Below are 19,448 nucleotides of genomic sequence, written 5' to 3' on the forward strand. Positions count from 1 at the left end.
CTGGCAGGCGCGCCGCCGACATCCCTCTCGACGCCCGCAGCGCCCTTATCCGCTCCCGTGCGCTCCGCCCGCGACCAAGCTCGCCGCCGTCACGAGATCCGCCTGGAAATGCGCCCGCGCCGCCGCCCGGGCCGCCTCGTCGGGCATGCGCAGCAGCGCCGCCGGGTGATACGTCGCCATCCACGCCTCGGCCCACGGCGTCTTGAAGACCTGCCCGCGGCTCTGCGTGATGCTGAATCGCCCGCCGAGGAACGAGCGCGCCGCCGTCGCGCCGAGACACACGATCACGCGCGGCCGCACCGCCTCGACCTCCGCCTGAAGCCAGGCGCGACAGGCCTGGATCTCCGGGCCCACCGGCTTCGCGTGCAACCGGCGCTCGCCGCGCGGCTCCCACTTGAAGTGCTTCACCGCGTTGGTCACGTAGATGCCGCCCCGCGACAGGCCCGCTCCGGAGAGCGCTTCGTCGAGCACACGACCCGCAGGGCCGACGAACGGCCGCCCGCAGAGGTCCTCCTCGTCGCCCGGCTGCTCCCCCACGAGCATCAGCGCCGCGCCCGCCGGACCCTCGCCGAACACCGTCTGCGTCGCCCGCTCGCACAGCGCGCACGCCCGGCAGGACGCCGCCGCCTCGCGCAGCACCGGGAGATCGCGCGCGCCGGGCACGTACGCCGCCGCCGCGCTCGCCGCCCCGCTGCGGCCCGCCTGCATCGCGTCGACGCGCGACGCCGCGTCCCGCACGAGCTCGCTCATCACCGACGTCTCGGGCAGCGTGCTCCAGTGCTTCGCCGGCATCTCCGCGCGCATCGCCCGGAGGTTCACCCGCGCCGGGTTGTAGATCGCCCGGTAATACGTGCGAAACAGCTCCTCGAGCTCGTCCTCGCGCGGCGCCGCGTCGCGCGGAAGCCCCGGTCCATAGCGGAGCTCGGCGCCGTCCCAGTGCGCCGACTCGTCCGGCGTCAGGATCGACCACGCCATCGACGGGAAGCGCCGCCCGAAGAACGGCGCGGCGAGGCGTACGATCCGGTGATCCGGGCGGTACCATGCCACGTAGCGCTCGCCGCCGCCCGCGTCCTCGACCCGCCGGAAGCGGACGAACGCGTGCATCTTGTGGACGTCGCGCCGCACCGCCTGCTCCAGGGCGCGCAGCCTCGCCACATCGGGATCGGCGGCGACGTCGAGCAGGTAGGGCTCGCCGTGGGTCAGCCGGAACAGCGCGCGGTAGAGCAGCGCGAACCGCCCGGGATCGCGATGGCAGGCGGCGGCGCTCGCGAGGCTCATGAACGCGGCCGGGACGCGCGGCGCCGGTGCGGACGGCGCGCCCGGCGCCGGGGAGGACGGAGCGCCCGCGGCCGGCGCGGGGAGCGCGGGGCGCGCCGTGTCGAAGAGGACGCCCTGGCCCTCCACCACGTCTTCCCAGAAGACGTCCTCCGGCGCCGCATGGCGGGCGAGCAGCGCGCGGGCGGCGTCGCGGAAGGCCTCGAACGTCGGCGGGATCGGCGCGCGGATCACAGCTCCCCGGAGCGCGCCACCTCGCGCGCCTCGAACAGCCCGAGCTGCGCCGGCGGGCGCACCCGCGCCGCGAGCCCGGCCCGATCGAGATCCCGCGCGGCGCTGCGGTGCTCGTCGGCCGTGACCAGGAACGGCGCCGCGCGGGCGACCGGGACGCGGAGCCGGGCGAGGTCGGCCATCCGCACGGCCCGGTGGCGGCGCATCGCGAGCACGCGCTTCACCGTCCGCACCCCGAGCCCGGGCACGCGGAGGAGCGCCTCCCGGGGCGCGGTGTTCACGTCGACCGGGAAGAACTCGCGGTGCGCGATCGCCCAAGCGAGCTTCGGATCCATCGTCAGATCCAGGTTCGGCGAGGCCGCGCTCAGGAGCTCGCCCGCGGAGAAGCCGTAGAACCGGATCAGCCAGTCCGCCTCGTACAGCCGGTGCTCGCGCGCGAGCGGCGGGGACTCGGCCGGGAGCCGGGCGTCGGCGTGCGGGATCGGGCTGAACGCCGAGTAATAGACGCGCCGGAGCCCGTGCGCCGTGTACAGCCGCGAGGCGGTGGCGAGGATCTCCTTGTCGCTCGTCGGCGTCGCCCCCACGATCATCTGCGTGCTGTGCCCCGCGGGCGCGAACGCGGGCCTGCGCGGGCTCGGGTCGTCGCGCGCCTCGGCGATCTTCGCGTGGATCTCCGCCATGGCAGCCTCGATGGCCGGCATCGTCTTCTCGGGCGCGAGCGCCGCGAGGTCCCGCTGCGTCGGCAGCTCGACGTTGACGCTGAGGCGATCGGCGTACCGCCCCGCCACGTCGAGGAGCTCGGGAGAGACGCCCGGCGCCGCCTTCAGGTGGATGTAGCCGCCGAACCGGTGCTCCTCGCGCAGCGACCGGGCGACGGCCACGAGCTGCTCCATCGTATAATCGGGGCTCTTGAGGACTCCCGAGCTCAGGAACAGCCCTTCGATGTAGTTCCGCCGGTAGAAATCGAGGGTGAGCGCGACCACCTCTTTGGGCGAGAAGCTCGCGCGCTCGACGTCGCTGGACAGGCGATTCACGCAATACTGGCAATCGTAGATGCAGACGTTCGTCAGCAGGATCTTGAGCAGCGACACGCAGCGGCCGTCCGGCGTGTAGCTGTGGCAGATGCCCATGCCCTCCGTGCTACCGATCCCCTGCGGCAGGGCGGGGCGGCTGGAGCCGCTGCTGGCGCACGAGGCATCGTATTTGGCGGCGTCCGCGAGGATCGCGAGCTTGCGCTTGAGCTCCATGAACCGAATCAACCTTGGGTGTTCTGTGCGCCTTGGCAAGGCCCGCAGGGCAGCGCCGCGGACCGCCTCGTCGCCGGATGAGGCGTGATGAGCGGTGGCGAATGGATGGGCCTGCTCGTCTGAGCTCGCCCGCCTTGCTGAGCCTGTGTTACGCCGGAGGGGTGCGCGCCTCGTTCCCGATCTCGATCACCCTGTCGGTCACGTCGGCCGTCGCCGGCCTGAGCAGCGCCAGCTGCGCCGACGATACCGCCCCCGCGGCGGGCAGCTCGCCGGGAACAGGCAGCCTCGGCGCTAGCAGCGTCGGTCCCGGCGGCGGCGACCTCGGCGGCGGTCCCGGCGGCGGCGGCGCCTCCGGAGCCTCGTCCGGGTCGCTCGACGCCGGGGCGTCCAGCTCGGCCGGCGCGGGGGGAGGGGAGGCGGGCCAGCTCGACAGGTTCGGGATCGCGATGCTGCGGCCCACGCTGCCCTCCGGCAAGGCGTGGTTCTCGACCTGGGACAACGGGGCCGCGCGCACGTTTACAGGCGTCGACCCGGCCGACGCCTGGTTCGACGCCGACCACGGCGACGCCTCGTATGACACCGACGGTCAGGGCATCCTCAAGATCAGCGGCAGGGTTCCACGGATGTACGTGCACGACCCCGCCCTCGAAGACCAGTGGCGGGACGTCGAGGTGACGATGTATTTCCTGCGCGCCGACGACGACGGGACACCTTATGGAGGGCTCGTCGCCATGGCGCGCACCAACCACGGCACGATCGGCGACGAGGACGTCGACAAGTGCGACACGCGCGGGATCGCCGCGCGCATGCGCTACGACGGCAAGATCGATGTCGAGAAGGAGACGAATCACCCCGCCTCGACGGCCATCCGCAGCAGGACGTACTGGGAGGGCGGCATGCCGGAGCAGGTCTGGATCGGGTACAAGCAGCTCGTCTATGACCTCCCGAACGGCGATGTGAAGCAGGAGCTCTGGATCGATGAGACCGACGGCGCGAACGGCGGCACCTGGGTGAAGATCCTCGAGCACGTCGACCAGGGGACCGACTTCGGCGCGGGGGGCGAGCCCTGCCAGCAAGGCATCGATCCCGCGATGAGGCTCACCCGGGAGCCGACCCGCCCGGGCTCGGAGACGGGAAAGCCCAACATCACCGTGTATTTCCGGAGCGACGGCGTGCAGGCCGACGGGCTCCTCTACAAGAAGGGCAGCGTCCGCGAGATCGTGCCCTGAGCTGCTCCCGGCTTGCTGCCGGGCGCCCCCCGCGGAGGCCCTCTGCCGCAGCGCGCGGCCGGTGGCGCGGGCGGCGCTCGCGACGCCGCCGGCCTGAGCATCCGGCCGATGGTTCGGGTAGGCTCGGCGCCCTCGTTCTCATGGTCCGTTCTCGACTGATGATCCTCGCCGCCGCGGTCCTCTGGTCCACCGGAGGGGCCGCCATCAAGCTGATCTCCCTCGACGGGTGGCAGATCATCTCGGGCCGCGCGCTCATCGCGGCGCTGACCTTGGGCCTGGTCATGCCGGGGGCGCGCCGCTGGCCGTCGCGGCACGCGCTCGGCGCCGCGGCGCTCTACGCCGTCACGATGGTGCTGTTCGTGCTGGCCACCAAGCTGACGACGGCGGCGAACGCGATCTTCCTGCAGTCGACCTCGCCCGTGTACGTCCTCCTGCTCAGCCCCCGGCTGCTCGGGGAGCGACCCTCTCGCAACGAGAAGCTCGCCGTCCCCGTGTTCCTCCTGGGCCTCGGGCTCTTCTTCGTGGACCAGCTCTCGGCGGGACAGCTGCTCGGCAATGCCCTGGCGCTCCTCTCCGGGCTCGCGTGCGGGTTGTGCCTTATGAGCTTCCGTGCGTTCCCGGACGACCACGCCGCGGTGCTCGTCTCGGGCAACCTCCTCGCGTGCCTCTGCGCGCTCCCGATGGCGCTGGTCGGCGCCGCCCGCCCGGGGCTGGTCGACCTCGGGCTGCTGATGTTCCTGGGCGCGGTCCAGATCGGCCTGTCGTACGCCCTGTTCAGCCGCGGCGTGCGCCACACGCCGGCGGTCGAGGCCTCGCTGCTGGCGCTGGTGGAGCCGGTGCTCAACCCCATCTGGGCGCTCCTCTTCGTCGGGGAGCGCCCCGGGTTTTGGTCGACCGTGGGCGGCGCCATCATCCTCGGCGCGACCGTGTGGAGGACCCTGCAGGTGGCCCGCGCCGCGCCCCCGCGGGCGCCGCTGCCGAGCTCACCGGCGTGATCCCCGGCCGGAGGGCGAGGATCTCGATGAAATGAGGCCGGCCGGACGGCGCAGGCGCGCCTCGAGCGCGAGGTGACGACGTTCTCCTGCGCGCCGGCGACGACAGGGCGGCGCCAGAATCCTGCGCGACGCCGGGATGGCGCGAAATGGTAATCCGACGAGCCTTCACGAGGGGCGCGGCTTCGCCGATCCTGATGCGATGAACCTACGCCTTCTTTCAGCTTTGACCTTTGCGATCGCGCTTCCTGCATCCGGGTGTTCGGACGCCGGCACCGATCCCGGCGACTCCGGCGCCGGCGCCGGTCACGGGGGCGCCGGCGGCGACGACGAGGGCGGTCCCGGGGAGATCGCCGGCGGCGGCGGGGGGAACGGGCTCTCGAGCGCGGTGAGCGTGATCATCACGGCCGACAACGCGTATGGCTTCGGCTACGGGACCGGCGACGAGCTCCTGAGCTATTTCGGAGGCATCGAGAACAACCTCGCCGACGAGATCTTCTCCTGTCCCATCGGCCACGGGCCCGAGTCGTACACCGTGCCGGCGGAGTCCGCGAACGCCGGGCACTACCTCTACATCATCACGTACGCCGACAAGCTCACGACACAGGGCGTGATCGGCCAGTTCTTTCGCGAGGGGGCAGAGCCCGTCTTCACCGGCAACGGCGGGTGGGAGGTCTGCGCGACGGGCGAGGACTACGACCTCGGCTCGCACGGGCCGACGCTGGAGACCATCAACCAGCAACTCGCGAACTGCAACCGCGGCGACCTCGACCCGCAGACGAGCAGCGCCGGCTGGGTGACGACCGAGGCGTCCGCGCACGGCCACGTCGTGTTCGGAGAGCCGAACGACACCGCCCGCGAGATCCCGGAGCCCGGCAACGAGTTTCCCATCGTCTGCGGCATCGACGAGGAGGCTCGGTGGATGTGGTACGAGTGGGAGCCGGACCGCAGCACCGGCAGCCCGTTCCTGTGGCCCAGCGCCAGCGCCGGCAACGTCACCAAGGACTTCTTGATCTTCCGCCTCGGCGCCGAGCTCATCCCCGAGGTGCCGCGCTAGCGGCGCTCGGTGAGCCCATCGTGCCAGCGCCCGCCTTCCGGGGTCGCGTTCGCGCTGTGCGTGAAGGGGGCTCCGCGCGACCTCGCCCCGGAGGTGGGGCGCGTGGCGGAGAAGAGGGAGGCGCGCGCCTCGCTCGAGGATCAGGCCCGCCGGACGGCGCAGGCCGCCGCGGGCGCCGCGCCGCGGCCGTGGAGGGCGGCCGCGACGCCCGTCACTTCGCCTCGACCTTCACGTTGGCGTTCGCCTTGAAGCTCGCCTTCGCGCCCGCGCCCCCGTTTCCATCGTCCACGGGCGTGGTCGCCTTCAGATCGAACGACGGCGGCGTGTTCGGGTCGCACTCCGGCGGCGGGCCGAAGCCGTCGGCGTTGAACTTCCACGCGACCGACCCCGAGGCCGACGGATCCTTCCGGATCGCCTTGATCTCGACCTCGTGCTCCCCCGCGCGCGCCGGCGTGCAGTACGAGAGCAGGTAGAAGCGCTTCATGTGCGCCTCGATCTTCGCCGCGATCTTGTCGAACGACTCCTTGACCTTGGCCTGGTCCGCCGCGAGCTCGGTCCCGTCGCGCCCGATCTCGTCGAGCCGCGCCTTCTCGATCTCGGCGCCGACGCCGACGACGAAGATCTGGTAGGTCTCGTAGTCTTCCTTGTCGAGCTCCTTGAGCATGTCCTCGCGGCTCACGCGGTTCGCGCGATCCGTGCCGTCGGAGAAGACGACGAGCGTGCCGAACTTGAGCGGCCGCCGGTCCTTGTCGAGCTGCTTCTTGAGCTCCCGGATGCCCTCGACCACGCCGCCGTGGAGGTTCGTCGACGTGTCCTTGGGCTTGTAGGTCCGGAGCCCCTCAAGCCCGCCCTGGACCGAGCCCTGCGCCTCGGTGAACGGGACGACGGAGTGGATCTTTGCCTCGCCGTCGAACGCGTAGACGCCGACCTTCTGGCTCTTGCCGACCCGATCGCTGAACGACTGCGCGGCGTCGACGAGGGCGTCGGCCTGGCCGGACTCGGTGATGCTGCCGCTCATGTCGACGAGCAGCATCGTGTACATGACCGCCGCGACCTCGGGGTTCTGGATGGTCTGCTTGCTCTCGAACGTCGAGACGAGGTCGCCGTCCTCGTAGATCTCGAAGTCGCTGGCCGTGAGGCCGCCCACCGGCTCGTCATCGCCGGCGTCGACGCTGAAGAACACCCAGACGTTGTTCGGCTTCTTCTGGGCGGAGTTGATCCGGGTGACCCGCAGCCCGCCGCCGCAGGCCACGCTCGAGAGCGCGAACAGGGCGGCGAGCAGGATCCGGAACGCTGGAGAACAAAGGAGGATTTTCACGCGCGCGATTAGCGCGCATCGGACGCCGCGCTGTCAATTCGCTGCCGCAGCCCGGCGGCCGGCGCGACGGCCGGGCGCGGCCGCGCCGCGGGCAGGGCGGCGCTTTCCCTCGCCGGAGGCCCCCCGGAGGAGCCGGCCCCGCGCGGCCGCCCCGCCGGTCCGCGCCGGGAGCGCTCGCGCCGGTTTACACCGGGAAGGAGTCCGCCGTACATAGCCGGCGCGCCGCCGGAGCGCGCGCGCGCCGCCGCCGGACCGTCAGCGAGTTGCTCCTCCCCGGCGGATTTCCGTTACCCTGTCGCCGACATGGCACGCATCCTGATCGTCGAGGACTCGCCGGCAATGCGAGCGTACGTACGCTCGACGCTCGAGGACTGCGTGCTCGGGCTCGCGGGCGACGTCGACATCGTCGAGGCGATGAACGGCTTCGACGCGCTCCGGCTCCTGCCGCGCGGCGCCTTCGACCTCGTCATCACCGACATCAACATGCCCGACATCAACGGGCTCGAGCTCATCCGCTTCGTCCGGCAGAGCGACCGCTACCGCCGCGTCGGCATCCTCATCATCTCGACCCAGGCGGCCGAGCGTGACATCCAGCGCGGGCTCCGCCTCGGCGCCGACCGCTTCCTCCCCAAGCCGTTCACGCCCGAGGCCCTGCGCGACGCGGTGGTCGCCTGCCTCGACGGGCGCGCCCAGCTCGCCGAGCCCGACGCCCCGCCGCCGGCCGATCGCGAGGGCGGCGCCGACGACGGCGGAGCCCCGCCCGCCCGCGCCCCGGAGCCGGTGACCCGCACGAAGCAGCCCGGCTCCGGCGAGGAAGGCGGCGGCTGATGGTCGACAGCGGCGATCGAGCGCGAGAAGAGTTCTTCTCGGAAGCGCAGGAGATCGTCGAGGGGCTCGGGCGCGACCTCCTCGCGCTCGACGAGGCGGTGCGCACCAACAAGGTCGACCCCGACGTCATCAACGACGTCTTCCGCGCCGTGCACACCCTGAAGGGGCTCGCCGGGCTCTTCGGCGCGACCCGGATGGCCACGCTGTCGCACGAGCTCGAGGAGCTGCTCGACAACCTGCGCCTCGGCCGCATCGAGATCAGCGCGTCGGTCCTCGACCTCCTGTTCCGCAGCGTCGAGCTCTACGGGCGCATCCTCCAGAACGAGAAGGACGGGCGCGACGCGCCCATGCCCGAGGTCGACGACCTCCTGCGCCAGCTCCACCAGGACGCCGGCCCGAGCGCGGCCGGCCTCCCGGACGACAACTACGACCTCGATCCGGGGCTGCTCTCCGTGCTCACCGAGTACGAGGAGCACCGGCTGCGCACGAACATCGCGAGCGGGATGACCCTGTTCCGGCTCCGCGTGCAGTTCCACCTCGCCACGATCGACCAGGCCCTCGACGACCTGAAGATCACCGCGAAGCCGTACGGCGAGATCATCACCTACCTGCCGACCGGCGCGGGCGCGGACCAGGACTCGATCGAGCTCGACATCCTGATGGCCTCGCGCGCGCCGCTCGAGGAGCTCCAGCGCGCCCTGCACCAGGCCGGCGCCGCGGTCGAGGAGATCCCGCGGCGCAACAACAACGGGCACGGCCGCGTCGCCCCGCCGGGCATGCCGTCGATGTCCGCGGCGCTGCGCGGCGGCGCGCCGACGGGCGTGTCGCGGGCGGTCGACCTGACCGGCTCGATGCAGGCGAGCCCGCCGTCGAGCGCGCGCGGCGGCCGCAAGGGGGAGCTCAGCTCCATCCGCTCGGTCGCCCAGACGGTGCGGGTCGACATCCACAAGCTCGACCGGCTGATGAACATCGTCGGCGAGCTCGCCCTCGTCCGATCGGCGCTCGGCCGCCTCGTCGAGCGGCTGCGCGCGGCGCCGACCGAGCGCGAGCTGTCCCTCGACCTCCACCGGCTCCAGCGCACGTTCGACCGGCACCTCGCCGCCATGCAGGCGGGCATCCTCGAGGTCCGGATGGTCCCGCTCGGGCAGGTCTTCGACAAGCTCGCCCGCGTCGTGCGCCAGATCAGCCGCGACGCCGACAAGCTCGTGAACCTCGTCATCACGGGCGCCGAGACCGAGGTCGACAAGCTCATCGTCGAGGAGCTCAGCGACCCGCTCATGCACATGATGCGCAACGCCATCGACCACGGCATCGAGTCGAAGAGCATGCGCGAGGCGGTGGGCAAGCCGGCGGTCGGCACGATCGCGCTGAACGCCTTCCAGAAGGGCAACCACGTCGTCATCGAGATCGAGGACGACGGCAAGGGCATCGACGTCGACAAGCTGCTCGACGCCGCCCTGCGCCGCGGGGTGATGACCCCGGAGGACGCGCGCACCACGAGCTACCGCGAGGTCCTGAACCTCATCTTCCAGCCGGGCATCTCGACGAAGACCGACGTGAGCGAGATCTCGGGGCGCGGCGTCGGGATGGACGTCGTGAAGACGAACATCAGCAAGCTCGGCGGCGTCATCGACGTGCACAGCGAGCCCGGCATCGGCACCAAGATGACGGTGACGCTGCCGATCACGCTGGCGATCATCAGCGCGCTCATCGTCCGGGTCGCCGACCGGCTCTTCGCGATCCCGCTCACGAACGTGCAGGAGGCGGTCGCGCTCGACGAGAGCACGGTGCGCCAGATCGACGGCCGCGAGATGATCACGCTGCGCAACAGCACGCTCCAGCTCTGCTACCTCGCGCGGCTCTTCGGCCTGAACGAGGAGGAGGAGCTCAGCGCGCGCATCGCCGGCCTGCTCGGCGGGGCGCGCGGCGGCTCGGCGGCGCGGGCCGCCGTGTCCGGCGGGCGCCGCGGCGACGGCCGCGCGACGCTCGGGCTGCAGGGGGGCAGCAAGCGCAAGTACATCGTGGTCGCGTCGGTCGGCGCGCGCCGGCTCGGGCTCGTCGTGAGCACGCTCATCGGTCAGCAGGACGTCGTCATCAAGGCGCTCGGCCCGTCGCTCTCGTCGGTGCGCGGCTTCTCCGGCGCCACGGAGCTCGGCGACCAGCGCATCGCGCTCGTCCTCGACGCCCCTGCGCTCATCGAGGAGATCCTCCACGGCGGCGACAGGCAGCGCAACGATCCGCGGAGCACCCATGGCTAACCTCTCCCGAAGGCCCGCCCGGATACCCGTCTCGAAGAGGAACCCGCGCGCGCAGGCGAGCGGCCCGCGGACCGAGTACCTCGCGTTCACGCTCGCCGGCGACACCTACGCCGCGCCCGTCTCGCTCGTGCGCGAGATCCTGAAGCCGCCCCCGCTCACGCCGGTGCCGCGCGCGCCGGACTCGACGATGGGCATCGTCAGCGTGCGCGGGCAGCTCGTGACCGTCATCGATCTGCGGCGGCGGATGCGGCTGCACGAGGGCGCGCCGCAGCGGCGGGCGCGCATCCTGCTCGTCGACTCGGCGAACGGCGAGACGCTCGGCCTCTTCGTCGACGAGGTCCAGCAGGTCTACCGGCTCGCCGACGCCGAGATCGAGCACGCCGCGACGGCGCTCGGGGGCGACGTCGCGGGCTACATCGCCGGCATCGCCCGGCCCATGCACGGGGCGAGCGCGTCGGACGGCACCCAGGGCGAGGCGCAGCCGCGCGTCATCATCCTGCTCGACCTGCAGGCCATACTCGCGTCCTAACGGACGAATCGTCCGCGCCCGGGCGGCTCGTAGAGCCCGGGCGCTCGGAGGCTCAGATGCCGTTGACTGGAGAGCGCAGCCGTCCCGACCCGCACAAGAGCCTCGTCGGCTTTGTGGTCGGCGACGTGCACTACGCGATCGACATCACGCGGGTGCGCGAGATCGTGAATCCGCTCGAGGTGACCACCCTGCCGCACACGCCCCCGGAGGTCGCCGGCGTCGCGAACCACCGCGGCGAGGTGGTGCCGGTGATCGAGCTCCGCGTGCGCTTCGGCCTGCCTCCGGTCGAGCCGAGCCGCAGCACCAAGTGGATCCTGGTCGACGTGGGGACGCACACGGTGGGGCTCGTCGTCGACGCCGTGACCGAGGTCTTCGGCACGAGCGGCGACTACCGGCCGACGCCGCCGGTGGGCGGCAGCAGCGACCTGCGCGGCATCGTCGGGGTGACGACCCACGACGAGCGGATGATCTTCGTGCTCGACGTCGGGCGCTTCGTCGAGCTCGCGCTCGCGCTCGCCGCGTCGGGCGCGCTCCTGGAGGCGCCGTGAGCCGCGCGTTCGACGACCTCGGCCCGTACGGGGGCCCGCGCGTGAGCGACGCGGGCCCCTGGCCGACCGAGCCCGAGTCCATCTCGCCCAGCGTGCGCAGCACGCCGATGCCGATCGCGGCGATCGCCACGGCGCTCGCCGCCGACGACGCCGAGGAGCGCCGCCAGGCGGCCGCGCGGCTCGGCCGGGCCGACGTCGTGGAGGCGCTGCCGCTCCTCCTGCGCGCGCTCGGGGATCCCGACTGGCGCGTCCGCAAGGAGGCGACCTACGCGTGCCACCGGCTGATCCAGGCCTCGTCGTCGCCGCCGCCGGCCGCCGAGGGCGATCGGCCTGCGGCGCCGCCGGGCGGCGCCGAGGGCGAGCGGCCGTCCGCCGCGCTGGTCCTCGTCGGCGCGCTCCTCGACGCGCTGCGGACCAGCGACGACGTGGGCCTCAGGAACGCGGCCATCGAGGTGCTCGGCTACTGCGGCCGCGACGCCACGCCGGCGCTCGTCGGCGCGCTCGCCGAGCTCACGGGGGACGAGCGCAAGCTCGTGGTCGACGCGCTCGGCCGCACGCGCGACCCGGCGGCGCTCGACGCGCTCTACGCGGCGCTCGCCGAGAAGGACGACAACCTGCGCCAGAGCGCGATCGAGGCGATCGCCGGGATGGGGCTCATCGCGCGCGAGCGGGTGACGGACATCCTCTACGAGCGGCTCGGCGATCGGGATCGCTTCGTGCGGCTCACCGCGCTGAACGGGCTGAACGGCCTCGAGGCGCCGGTGCCGTGGCGGGTGCTGTCGCAGCTCATCGACGACCCGATCCTCCGCTCCGCGGCGCTGGTCGCCGCGGCGCTCGCGGAGAGCCCGGAGGCGCCGCGGGCGCTCGTCTCGGCGCTGGCGACGGCGCGCGGCGGCGCGTTCGCGCAGCTCGTCCGGGCGCTCGCGCGGCTCGTCGAGGGGCCGCTCGCGTCGCACGCGGTCGACGCGCTGCGGGCCGCCCCGCAGGAGGTGGGCGCCCGCCTCGTGCAGGCCGCCGCCGCGTCGCCGGGCGCGGGCGCCGCGGAGCCGCCGTCGTGGCGCGGCCTCGGCGCCGATCCGGTGAGCGGGCGCGCGCAGGCGCTCGTGCTCGCGGCGATGGCGCGCGCGCCGGGCGCGGCCGACGCCGCGGTGCAGGCGATGATCGAGCCGGCGCTCGTCGAGACGGCGCAGCGCGCGCTCGGGCTGCTCGGCGGGGAGGCGCTGCCCGCGGTGCTCGCCTACCTCGAGCGGCACATCGATCCCGATCCGGATCTCTGGGAGGGCCTCGACGACGCGACGGCCGCGCTCATCGACGGCGCCGTGGCGATCGCGGAGCAGCGCGGGCGCGAGGGCGCTCCGGCGCAGCCGGCGCAGCCGCCGCAGCCGCCGCAGCCGCCGCAGCCCACCGCCGACCCGACGCTCGACGAGCTGCTCGGCGCGGTGCGGAGGTCGGTCAAGAGCCCGTCGACGCTCGTGGCGACGAGCGCGCTCTACGGCCTCGCGAAGATCGGGACCGCGGACGATTTCCCGCTCGTCGTCTCGCAGACGCGCGCGATCTCGCTGCCGGTCGCGCGCGCGGCGGAGAGCGCGCTCGCGGGGCTCTCGGAGCGGTACCCCGAGTCGGCGCGCGCGCTCGCGCGCCGGCTGATGCAGGCGGGGGAGACGCACCTCGCGGCGGCGATCGTGATCGAGGCGCTCGGCACGGCGGATCAGGAGGAGATCGCGTTCCTCACGAGCGTCGCGTCGGTCGGGGACGTGCGCGCGCGGCGCGCGGCCGTGACCGCGATCGCGGCGGCGGCGGGCGTCTCGGCGCTCGAGGTGCTGAGCCTCTCGCTGGCGGACGAGGAGCGGGAGGTCCGGCTCGCGGCGGCGCGCGCGCTCGGCCGGCTGTACGCGTCGCTCTCGGATCGCGCGGGCGACGAGCGGGCGCGCGCGCGCGAGCTGCTCTCGCTGGTGCGCGCGTCGGGGGAGCCGGAGCTCGTCGCGGCGGCGGCGCAGGGGGGCGCGCCGTTCCGCTCGGATCCCCCGTGGAGCGAGGCCGGGGACCGGCTGAGCGCGCCCGTCTCGATCGATGGCGGCGAGGGCCCGACGTCCCCCTCGGGGATGTCCGGCGGGCCGCCGTCGGGGAAGGTGCTGTGAACCGGCGGCGGGACGACGAGATCCGCCTCTTGCCTGACGAGTTCCAGAGGCTGCGGGACCTGTTCAACAAGCACTGCGGGCTCCAGTTCGGGCCCGAGGCGCGCACGTCCATGGAGCGGCGGCTCCGCGAGCGGGTGGTGGTGCTCGGGCTCTCGTCGTTCGCGCAGTACCACGAGTACCTGCGCTCCCACAGCCGCGGGCGCGCCGAGCTCGACGAGGCGCTCGAGCTCATCACGGTCAACGAGACGTATTTCTTCCGCGAGGACTACCAGCTGCGCGCGCTCATGACCGAGATCGTGCCGATGATCGTCAAGGCGGGGGGCGCCAAGGGCCGGCTGTCCATCTGGAGCGCGGGCTGCTCGACGGGCGAGGAGGTCTACTCGATCGCGATCGCGGCGCGGGAGTCGGGCGCCGCGGATCGCCGCGAGGTGCGCGTCTTCGGCAGCGACATCTCGCGCCGGTGCGTGGTCGCCGCGCGCAAGGGGGTCTACGGCGCCTCGTCGTTCCGCGTGACGCCGCCCGAGCTGAAGCGGCGTTACTTCACGGAGCGGCCGGACGGGTTCCACGTGGTGGACGAGCTGCGCGCGCTCTGCCAGTTCGGCCACCTCAACCTGCTCGACTCGTCGCGCGCGGCGGTGGTCGGGCGGGTGGACGTCATCTTCTGCCGCAACGTGCTCATCTACCTGGACGAGGAGTCGCGGCGCCGGGTGATCGACATCTTCTACGAGCGCCTCTCGCCGGGCGGGTTCCTGCTGCTCGGCCACTCCGAGTCGCTCCTGAACGTCACGACCGCGTTCGAGATCGTGCACCTGCGGGAGGATCTCGTGTACCGCAAGCCGGCGGCGACGATGCGCCTCGGGCTCGCGGAGCTCTTCCCGGAGCGGGGGGGCGGCGAGCGGGGAGGCGGCGAGTGGGGGGGCGGAGAGCGCGGGGGCGGCGACTGGGGGGGCGGTGAGCCGGGGGGGCGGTGAGTGGGAGAAGGGTGAGCGTGGCGGATGAGGGCCGACGAAGTCGAGGCTGCACGGGCGACGGGTGGTCCCATGGCGCTCCTGGTGGGGTAGAATGAACCTCCGGCGGAAGGTTTTGCGCTCATGACATTCGCTCCCCTGCGCGTGCTCGTCGTCGACGACTCCGCGTACAACCGGCGCAACATCGCCGAGATCTTGAGCGGAAGCGACGAGATCGAGGTCGTGGGCAAGGCCGGCGACGGCGACGACGCGCTCCGTCAGGCCGCCCAGCTGAGGCCGGACGCGATCACGCTGGACCTCGAGATGCCGCGCATGGATGGCTTCACCTTCCTCCGCATCCTGATGGCGAGGCAGCCCACGCCGGTCATCATCGTCTCGAGCTACAGCCACAAGGAGAACGTCTTCAAGGCGCTCGAGCTCGGCGCCGTGGACTTCGTGGCGAAGCCGGACCGGCAGTTCACGGCGGACGCGCAGATCCGCAAGGAGATCATCCAGAAGGTCCTGCTCGTGCGCTACCTCCGCCCCCGGGCGCCGATGCCGGCGGCGTCGCCTCCGGCGCGGGCGTCGCAGCCCGCGATCCAGCGCCCGGTGCAGGAGTCGTCGCGCCTCGGGGTCTCGCTGCGCCACCTCGTGGCGGTCGGCTCGTCGACCGGCGGGCCCACGGCGCTCCTGGAGATCTTCAACCGCATCCCGGATCGCTTCCCCGGCGCGATCTTCATCGCGCAGCACATGCCGGACAAGTTCACCCGCACGTTCGCGGAGCGGCTCGATCGGAAGGGCGGGCTGCGGGTGGTCGAGGCGCAGAACGGCGATCAGGTGGTGGCCCGCAAGGCCTACGTGTGTCCAGGACGGATGTGCATGGAGATCGCGGTGACGCCGGGCAGCGGGGTCGGGTTGAGCGGCGACATCCGGATCCGGGTGGGGGCGCCGGCGCCTGGCGATCGGTACGTGCCGAGCGCGGACCGGCTGTTCCGGAGCGTGGCGCAGGTGGGCGGCAGCCGCGCGGTGGGCATCATCCTGACGGGGATGGGGGACGACGGGGTGAACGGCGCGCGGGCGATCCGCGCGGCCGGGGGCACGGTGGTGGCCGAGAGCGAGGACTCGGCGGTGGTCTACGGCATGCCCGGGGCCGCGGTGCGCGCGGGGGTCGTGAACGAGAGCCTGCCCTTCACGGCGATCGGCGACTTCATCGCGCTGCTCTCCTAGGCGGCAGCCGGAGATCCGCGGGGATCCGAAGAGAAATTGAACCACAGAGGCACAGAGGGCACAGAGGAGGGAGAGACTTCCGTCCCTTTCTGATCCGAGCTCCGAGCCCTCTCCGATCCCTCATCCTCTCTTCTCTTCCCTCTGTGCCCTCTGTGCCTCTGTGGTTTAAAATCTCTCTCTTCATCACACCCTCGCCGGTGCGATGTGCGCCAGCCCCCCGTGTCGTGGACGGTTCGCGGCCGTTCCGCCTGACTGCCAAAGTTGACCCCTCGGGCGCATCGTGAGACAGGTCGGGCGCTGACATGCGGATCCGACGCGCCGCACGCAGGCTTGTCTGTCTTGGCTGGATGGCCGCCCTCTCGGGCGTCGCTCTCGACGGCCTCGCCGCGCCTCCGGAGGCCGCGGCGGCCGACCCGGCCAAGGTCGAGGCGAAGCGGGACGAGGCGCCCGGCGGCAAGGCGGACCGGCCGGAGGCGAAGAAGGCCGGCGCGGCGGAGGCCACGCCGGAGAAGCCTGCGCCGGCCAGGCCCGCCGCCGCGTCGAGCGGCAAGGGCGGCGCGAAGCGCGTGGCCGCCAAGGCGCCGGCCAAGCCGGCGGCGCGATCGAAGGCGCCGAAGAAGGGCGCGGCCAAGATCACGCGCAAGCCGGGGGAGCCCGGCGTGCCGGACGAGGCGGCGCGGCGGGTCATCGCGGGCACCGCGGCGCCGGCGGGGGCGAGCGTCGCCGAGTCGCCCGAGCTCCGCACGATGCGCGAGATCGACCTGGCCCTGTTCCCCGGCGCGACCCCGAGCGCCGGGCCCGCGTGGCCCGTCGACGGCACGCTCCTGCTCGGCGCGGGCGAGCCGCGCCTCGAGGCCTCCGGCCTGCCGCCCTCGGGGCTGCCCGTGGCGCCGCCGCAGGCCGAGGAGACCCGCGACATCTCCTGGCTGCGGCAGCTCGAGCTGCCCGAGATCCCGGTCCGCTGGGACGGCCGGGTCGTGCGCTACCTCGAGTATTACAAGGACGACCCGCGCGGCCGCTCCGCCGTGGTCTCCTGGATCAAGAAGAGCGGCCGTTACGGCGCCGCCATCCGCCGCGTCCTCCGCGAGCAGGGGCTCCCGGAGGACCTGCTCTGGCTCTCGCTCGTCGAGAGCGGCTTCGACCCGACCATCCACTCGCCGGCCGGCGCGGCCGGCCTCTGGCAGTTCATGCCGGAGGGCGCGCGCATCTACGGCCTCACCGTCGATCGATGGGTCGACGAGCGCCTGGATCCGGAGCGCTCCACCCTCGCGGCGGCGCGGTACCTCTCGGATCTGCGGCGGCGCTTCGGCGGCTGGGAGCTCGCGTTCGCGGCCTACAACATGGGGTACGGCGGGCTGCTCGCGTCGATCCGGAAGTACAACACGAACGACTTCTGGGAGCTGTCGCGGCTCGAGGCGGGGATGCCGCTCGAGACGGCGCTCTACGTGCCGAAGATCCTCGCGATCGCGATCGTGGCGCGGAACCTGAAGGTGTTCGGCTGCGACGAGGTCGAGCTCGATCCGGCGGTGACGTTCGACAAGATCGCGCTCGGGTCCGGGGTGTCGCTGCAGTCGGTGGCGTCCGCGGTCGGGGCGGGGGCGCCGGAGATCGAGGCGCTGAACCCGCAGCTCGTGGCGAAGCGCACGCCGCCGCTGCCGGTGGACGCGAAGGAGCAGGCGCGCTGGGAGGTCCGGGTGCCTGCGGGCGCGGGGGCGCGCGCGGCCAAGGCGATGCCGAAGCTCCTGGAGCGCGAGCCGAAGCTCGAGCGCTACCTGGTCCGCTGGGGCGAGTCGCTCGACGACATCGCGACGTTCCGCGGGACGACGCGGTGGACGCTGCAGACGCTGAACGGCCTGCGGCCCGGCGAGCCGGTGCGCCCGGGGACGCTCCTGTTCGTCCCGGCGGCGGAGGGCGTGGGCGTGGCGGCGGCGGAGCACCTCCTCGCGAACGGCGCGCCGCTGTCGTCGGAGGCGAGGCCGGTCGTGGTGGTCCCGGCGCAGCGCTTCTCGTACGAGGGGCGGCGGCGCGTCTTCTACCGCGTGGTCGCGGGCGACGCGATCCGGGATCTCGCGGCGGTGCTGTCGGTGACGCCCGACGAGATCTGCCGCTGGAACACGCTCTCGCCCGGGGCGTCGCTGCACGAGGGGATGACGCTCCAGCTGTTCGTCCCGAGGTCGCAGCGCTACGACGGGGTGTTCCTGCTCGACGAGGCCGACGCGCGCATCCTCCCGGTCGGCTCGGAGGAGTTCTTCGCTCACTTCGAGGGGCTGAAGGGGCGCAAGCGCATCGAGATCGCGGTGCGGGAGGGCGACACGTTCAGCAAGCTCGCGAGCCGCTACGGCCTCAGCGTCGGCAGCCTGGAGCGGATCAACCAGCGCTCGAGGCGGAGCCCGCTGATGCCCGGGGATCGGCTCGTGGTGTACGTGCCGACCTCGCTGCCGGACGATCCGCCGCCGGTCGAGCCGCGCGAGCCGCGCGAGGACGAGGTCCGCGTGGCGTCGGCCCCGGCGGCCGGCGCGGTGGACGACGGCGACAAGGCCGCGGCCGCCGAGCCGCGGAAGCCGGCGACGGCCGCCGGGGAGGAGGGCCGCAAGGCGGCCGCCGCCAAGGACGGGAGCAGCGCGCCGGCAGGCGCTGGGGCGGGCGCGGGCGAGACGAAGCCGGCGCGGGCCGAGAAGGCCGAGGCGGGCGAGACGAAGCTGGCGCGGACCGAGAAGGCCGAGGCGGGCGAGACGAAGCCGGCGCGGGCCGAGAAGGCCGAGGCGGGCGAGACGAAGCCGGCGAAGAGCGAGGGGGCGGCGGCGGGCGCGGGCGAGACGAAGCCGGCGAAGAGCGAGGGGGCGGCGGCGGGCGCGGGCGAGACGAAGCCGGCGCGGACCGAGAAGGCCGAGGCGGGCGAGACGAAGCCGGCGAAGAGCGCGGGGGCGGCGGCGGGCGCGGGCGATCAGGCCGGAGCGGCGCCGGAGGAGAAGAAGACCGCCGAGGGCGACAAGAAGCCGGCGCCGGGCGGCGCGGACGAGAAGAAGCCGGCAGGGCGCGCCAAGGGAGCGCAGGATACGGAGAAGCCCGCGGCCGGCGCCGGCACCGCGCTGTGAGGCGCGTCGCCCGGCGCCGCGGGTGAGCTCCTCCCGGGCGGGCACGAGGCCGGCGCCGCGATCGAGCCTCGCCGGCGGGCCTCCTCAGGTCTCGTCGCGCCCGTGGACGCTGGCCGGCGGGCTCGTCGCTTCCACCGCCGTGAACGGTTCGATGATCTTGTAAGAATGCGATGCGCCTTTAGGCACCGTCCAGGAGTCGCCCGGCTCCAGGCGCACCATCTGCCCCTCGAGGTGCAGCTCGGCTCGCCCCTCGATGACGAACCCCACGGTCTCGTAATCGCGTACGGTCGCCGGTTTGACGTCGCCCGGCGGCTCGCGCTCCCAGAGTCGCATCGAGACCTGGATTCCGGAGGCCAGGTATTTTTGTCCCATCTGGCCTCTCGGGGAGCGGCCGGAGGAGACCTTCATGATGGTTGTGTCGCCCATGTGCGCCTCGCTTTTCTCGCGTCGTTCGCCGGGTTTTGCAGCGAGCGTGGGCGCGATCGTGGGTCCGGGCCTGACACGCGCGAATCGGGCCTCTCCCGCTTTC

15 protein-coding genes are annotated in these 19,448 nt (G+C 73.0%); 11 read left to right on the forward strand and 4 right to left on the reverse strand.

The features are described from left to right. Window positions 1–45: 45 nt before the first annotated feature. Both WME83_RS10290 and WME83_RS10295 read right to left on the reverse strand, forming a co-directional pair. Window positions 46–1,509, reverse strand: coding sequence for a UdgX family uracil-DNA binding protein (locus WME83_RS10290; RefSeq protein ID WP_437319099.1), 1,464 nt, complete (start codon window positions 1,507–1,509; stop codon window positions 46–48). Next, the gene (locus tag WME83_RS10295) at window positions 1,506–2,753 is read right to left on the reverse strand and encodes a putative DNA modification/repair radical SAM protein (protein ID WP_437319100.1); all 1,248 of its coding nucleotides are present in this window, start codon (window positions 2,751–2,753) and stop codon (window positions 1,506–1,508) included. Before WME83_RS10295 ends, WME83_RS10290 begins: the two co-directional genes overlap by 4 nt. A gap of 101 nt (window positions 2,754–2,854) precedes the next feature. Between WME83_RS10295 and WME83_RS10300 the strand changes: the two genes are divergently transcribed. The 3 genes from WME83_RS10300 (at window position 2,855) to WME83_RS10310 (ending at window position 6,031) form a co-directional block, all read left to right on the forward strand. Beyond that, window positions 2,855–3,982, forward strand: coding sequence for a hypothetical protein (locus WME83_RS10300; RefSeq protein WP_437319101.1), 1,128 nt, complete (start codon window positions 2,855–2,857; stop codon window positions 3,980–3,982). A 140-nt stretch (window positions 3,983–4,122) separates the two neighbouring features. Further along, entirely contained in the window at window positions 4,123–4,977 is an 855-nt protein-coding gene (locus WME83_RS10305; RefSeq protein WP_437319102.1) for a DMT family transporter, read from the forward strand. A 199-nt stretch (window positions 4,978–5,176) separates the two neighbouring features. Then, window positions 5,177–6,031, forward strand: coding sequence for a hypothetical protein (locus WME83_RS10310; protein ID WP_437319103.1), 855 nt, complete (start codon window positions 5,177–5,179; stop codon window positions 6,029–6,031). 211 nt (window positions 6,032–6,242) lie between these two features. On the opposite strand, the gene WME83_RS10315 is transcribed toward WME83_RS10310, so the two are convergent. After that, window positions 6,243–7,349, reverse strand: a complete 1,107-nt coding sequence (locus WME83_RS10315; protein WP_437319104.1) for a VWA domain-containing protein — start codon at window positions 7,347–7,349, stop codon at window positions 6,243–6,245. Between the two features lie 303 nt (window positions 7,350–7,652). On the opposite strand from WME83_RS10315, the gene WME83_RS10320 reads away from it, so the two are divergent. From WME83_RS10320 to WME83_RS10355, 8 genes are all read left to right on the forward strand, one after another. Further along, complete coding sequence (locus WME83_RS10320) at window positions 7,653–8,177, forward strand: response regulator (RefSeq protein WP_437319105.1); 525 nt, start codon at window positions 7,653–7,655, stop codon at window positions 8,175–8,177. Beyond that, window positions 8,177–10,435, forward strand: a complete 2,259-nt coding sequence (locus WME83_RS10325; protein ID WP_020734009.1) for a chemotaxis protein CheA — start codon at window positions 8,177–8,179, stop codon at window positions 10,433–10,435. The genes WME83_RS10320 and WME83_RS10325 overlap by 1 nt, the downstream gene beginning before the upstream one ends. Next, the gene (locus WME83_RS10330; protein ID WP_437319106.1) at window positions 10,428–10,964 is read left to right on the forward strand and encodes a chemotaxis protein CheW; all 537 of its coding nucleotides are present in this window, start codon (window positions 10,428–10,430) and stop codon (window positions 10,962–10,964) included. Before WME83_RS10325 ends, WME83_RS10330 begins: the two co-directional genes overlap by 8 nt. A gap of 56 nt (window positions 10,965–11,020) precedes the next feature. After that, window positions 11,021–11,512, forward strand: a complete 492-nt coding sequence (locus WME83_RS10335; protein ID WP_044985687.1) for a chemotaxis protein CheW — start codon at window positions 11,021–11,023, stop codon at window positions 11,510–11,512. Next, entirely contained in the window at window positions 11,509–13,650 is a 2,142-nt protein-coding gene (locus WME83_RS10340; protein WP_437319107.1) for a HEAT repeat domain-containing protein, read from the forward strand. Before WME83_RS10335 ends, WME83_RS10340 begins: the two co-directional genes overlap by 4 nt. After that, window positions 13,647–14,621, forward strand: coding sequence for a CheR family methyltransferase (locus WME83_RS10345; RefSeq protein ID WP_437319108.1), 975 nt, complete (start codon window positions 13,647–13,649; stop codon window positions 14,619–14,621). Before WME83_RS10340 ends, WME83_RS10345 begins: the two co-directional genes overlap by 4 nt. A 120-nt stretch (window positions 14,622–14,741) precedes the next feature. Next, window positions 14,742–15,824: a chemotaxis-specific protein-glutamate methyltransferase CheB gene (gene cheB, locus WME83_RS10350; RefSeq protein ID WP_437319109.1), complete on the forward strand. Its 1,083-nt coding sequence runs from the start codon at window positions 14,742–14,744 to the stop codon at window positions 15,822–15,824. A 347-nt stretch (window positions 15,825–16,171) separates the two neighbouring features. Next, on the forward strand, window positions 16,172–18,919 hold the full coding sequence (locus tag WME83_RS10355; protein ID WP_437319110.1) for a transglycosylase SLT domain-containing protein: 2,748 nt from the start codon (window positions 16,172–16,174) through the stop codon (window positions 18,917–18,919). 84 nt (window positions 18,920–19,003) lie between these two features. On the opposite strand, the gene WME83_RS10360 is transcribed toward WME83_RS10355, so the two are convergent. After that, window positions 19,004–19,345 carry a cupin domain-containing protein gene (locus tag WME83_RS10360; RefSeq protein ID WP_437319111.1) on the reverse strand — a complete coding sequence of 114 codons (342 nt, stop codon included), beginning with the start codon at window positions 19,343–19,345 and terminating at the stop codon, window positions 19,004–19,006. Between the last annotated feature and the right edge of the window lie 103 nt (window positions 19,346–19,448).

It is taken from the genome of Sorangium sp. So ce385 (assembly GCF_051474135.1).
GTDB lineage: Bacteria > Myxococcota_A > Polyangia > Polyangiales > Polyangiaceae > Sorangium > Sorangium cellulosum_D.

Bases quoted from the DNA above. Each gene is read 5' to 3' on its own strand.
- WME83_RS10295 (WP_437319100.1), bottom strand. From the start codon at position 2,753: ATGGAGCTCAAGCGCAAGCTCGCGATCCTCGCGGACGCCGCCAAATAC.
- WME83_RS10300 (WP_437319101.1), top strand. From the start codon at position 2,855: ATGGATGGGCCTGCTCGTCTGAGCTCGCCCGCCTTGCTGAGCCTGTGT.
- WME83_RS10305 (WP_437319102.1), top strand. From the start codon at position 4,123: ATGGTCCGTTCTCGACTGATGATCCTCGCCGCCGCGGTCCTCTGGTCC.
- WME83_RS10310 (WP_437319103.1), top strand. From the start codon at position 5,177: ATGAACCTACGCCTTCTTTCAGCTTTGACCTTTGCGATCGCGCTTCCT.
- WME83_RS10320 (WP_437319105.1), top strand. From the start codon at position 7,653: ATGGCACGCATCCTGATCGTCGAGGACTCGCCGGCAATGCGAGCGTAC.
- WME83_RS10325 (WP_020734009.1), top strand. From the start codon at position 8,177: ATGGTCGACAGCGGCGATCGAGCGCGAGAAGAGTTCTTCTCGGAAGCG.
- WME83_RS10330 (WP_437319106.1), top strand. From the start codon at position 10,428: ATGGCTAACCTCTCCCGAAGGCCCGCCCGGATACCCGTCTCGAAGAGG.
- WME83_RS10335 (WP_044985687.1), top strand. From the start codon at position 11,021: ATGCCGTTGACTGGAGAGCGCAGCCGTCCCGACCCGCACAAGAGCCTC.
- cheB (WP_437319109.1), top strand. From the start codon at position 14,742: ATGACATTCGCTCCCCTGCGCGTGCTCGTCGTCGACGACTCCGCGTAC.
- WME83_RS10355 (WP_437319110.1), top strand. From the start codon at position 16,172: ATGGCCGCCCTCTCGGGCGTCGCTCTCGACGGCCTCGCCGCGCCTCCG.
- WME83_RS10360 (WP_437319111.1), bottom strand. From the start codon at position 19,345: ATGGGCGACACAACCATCATGAAGGTCTCCTCCGGCCGCTCCCCGAGA.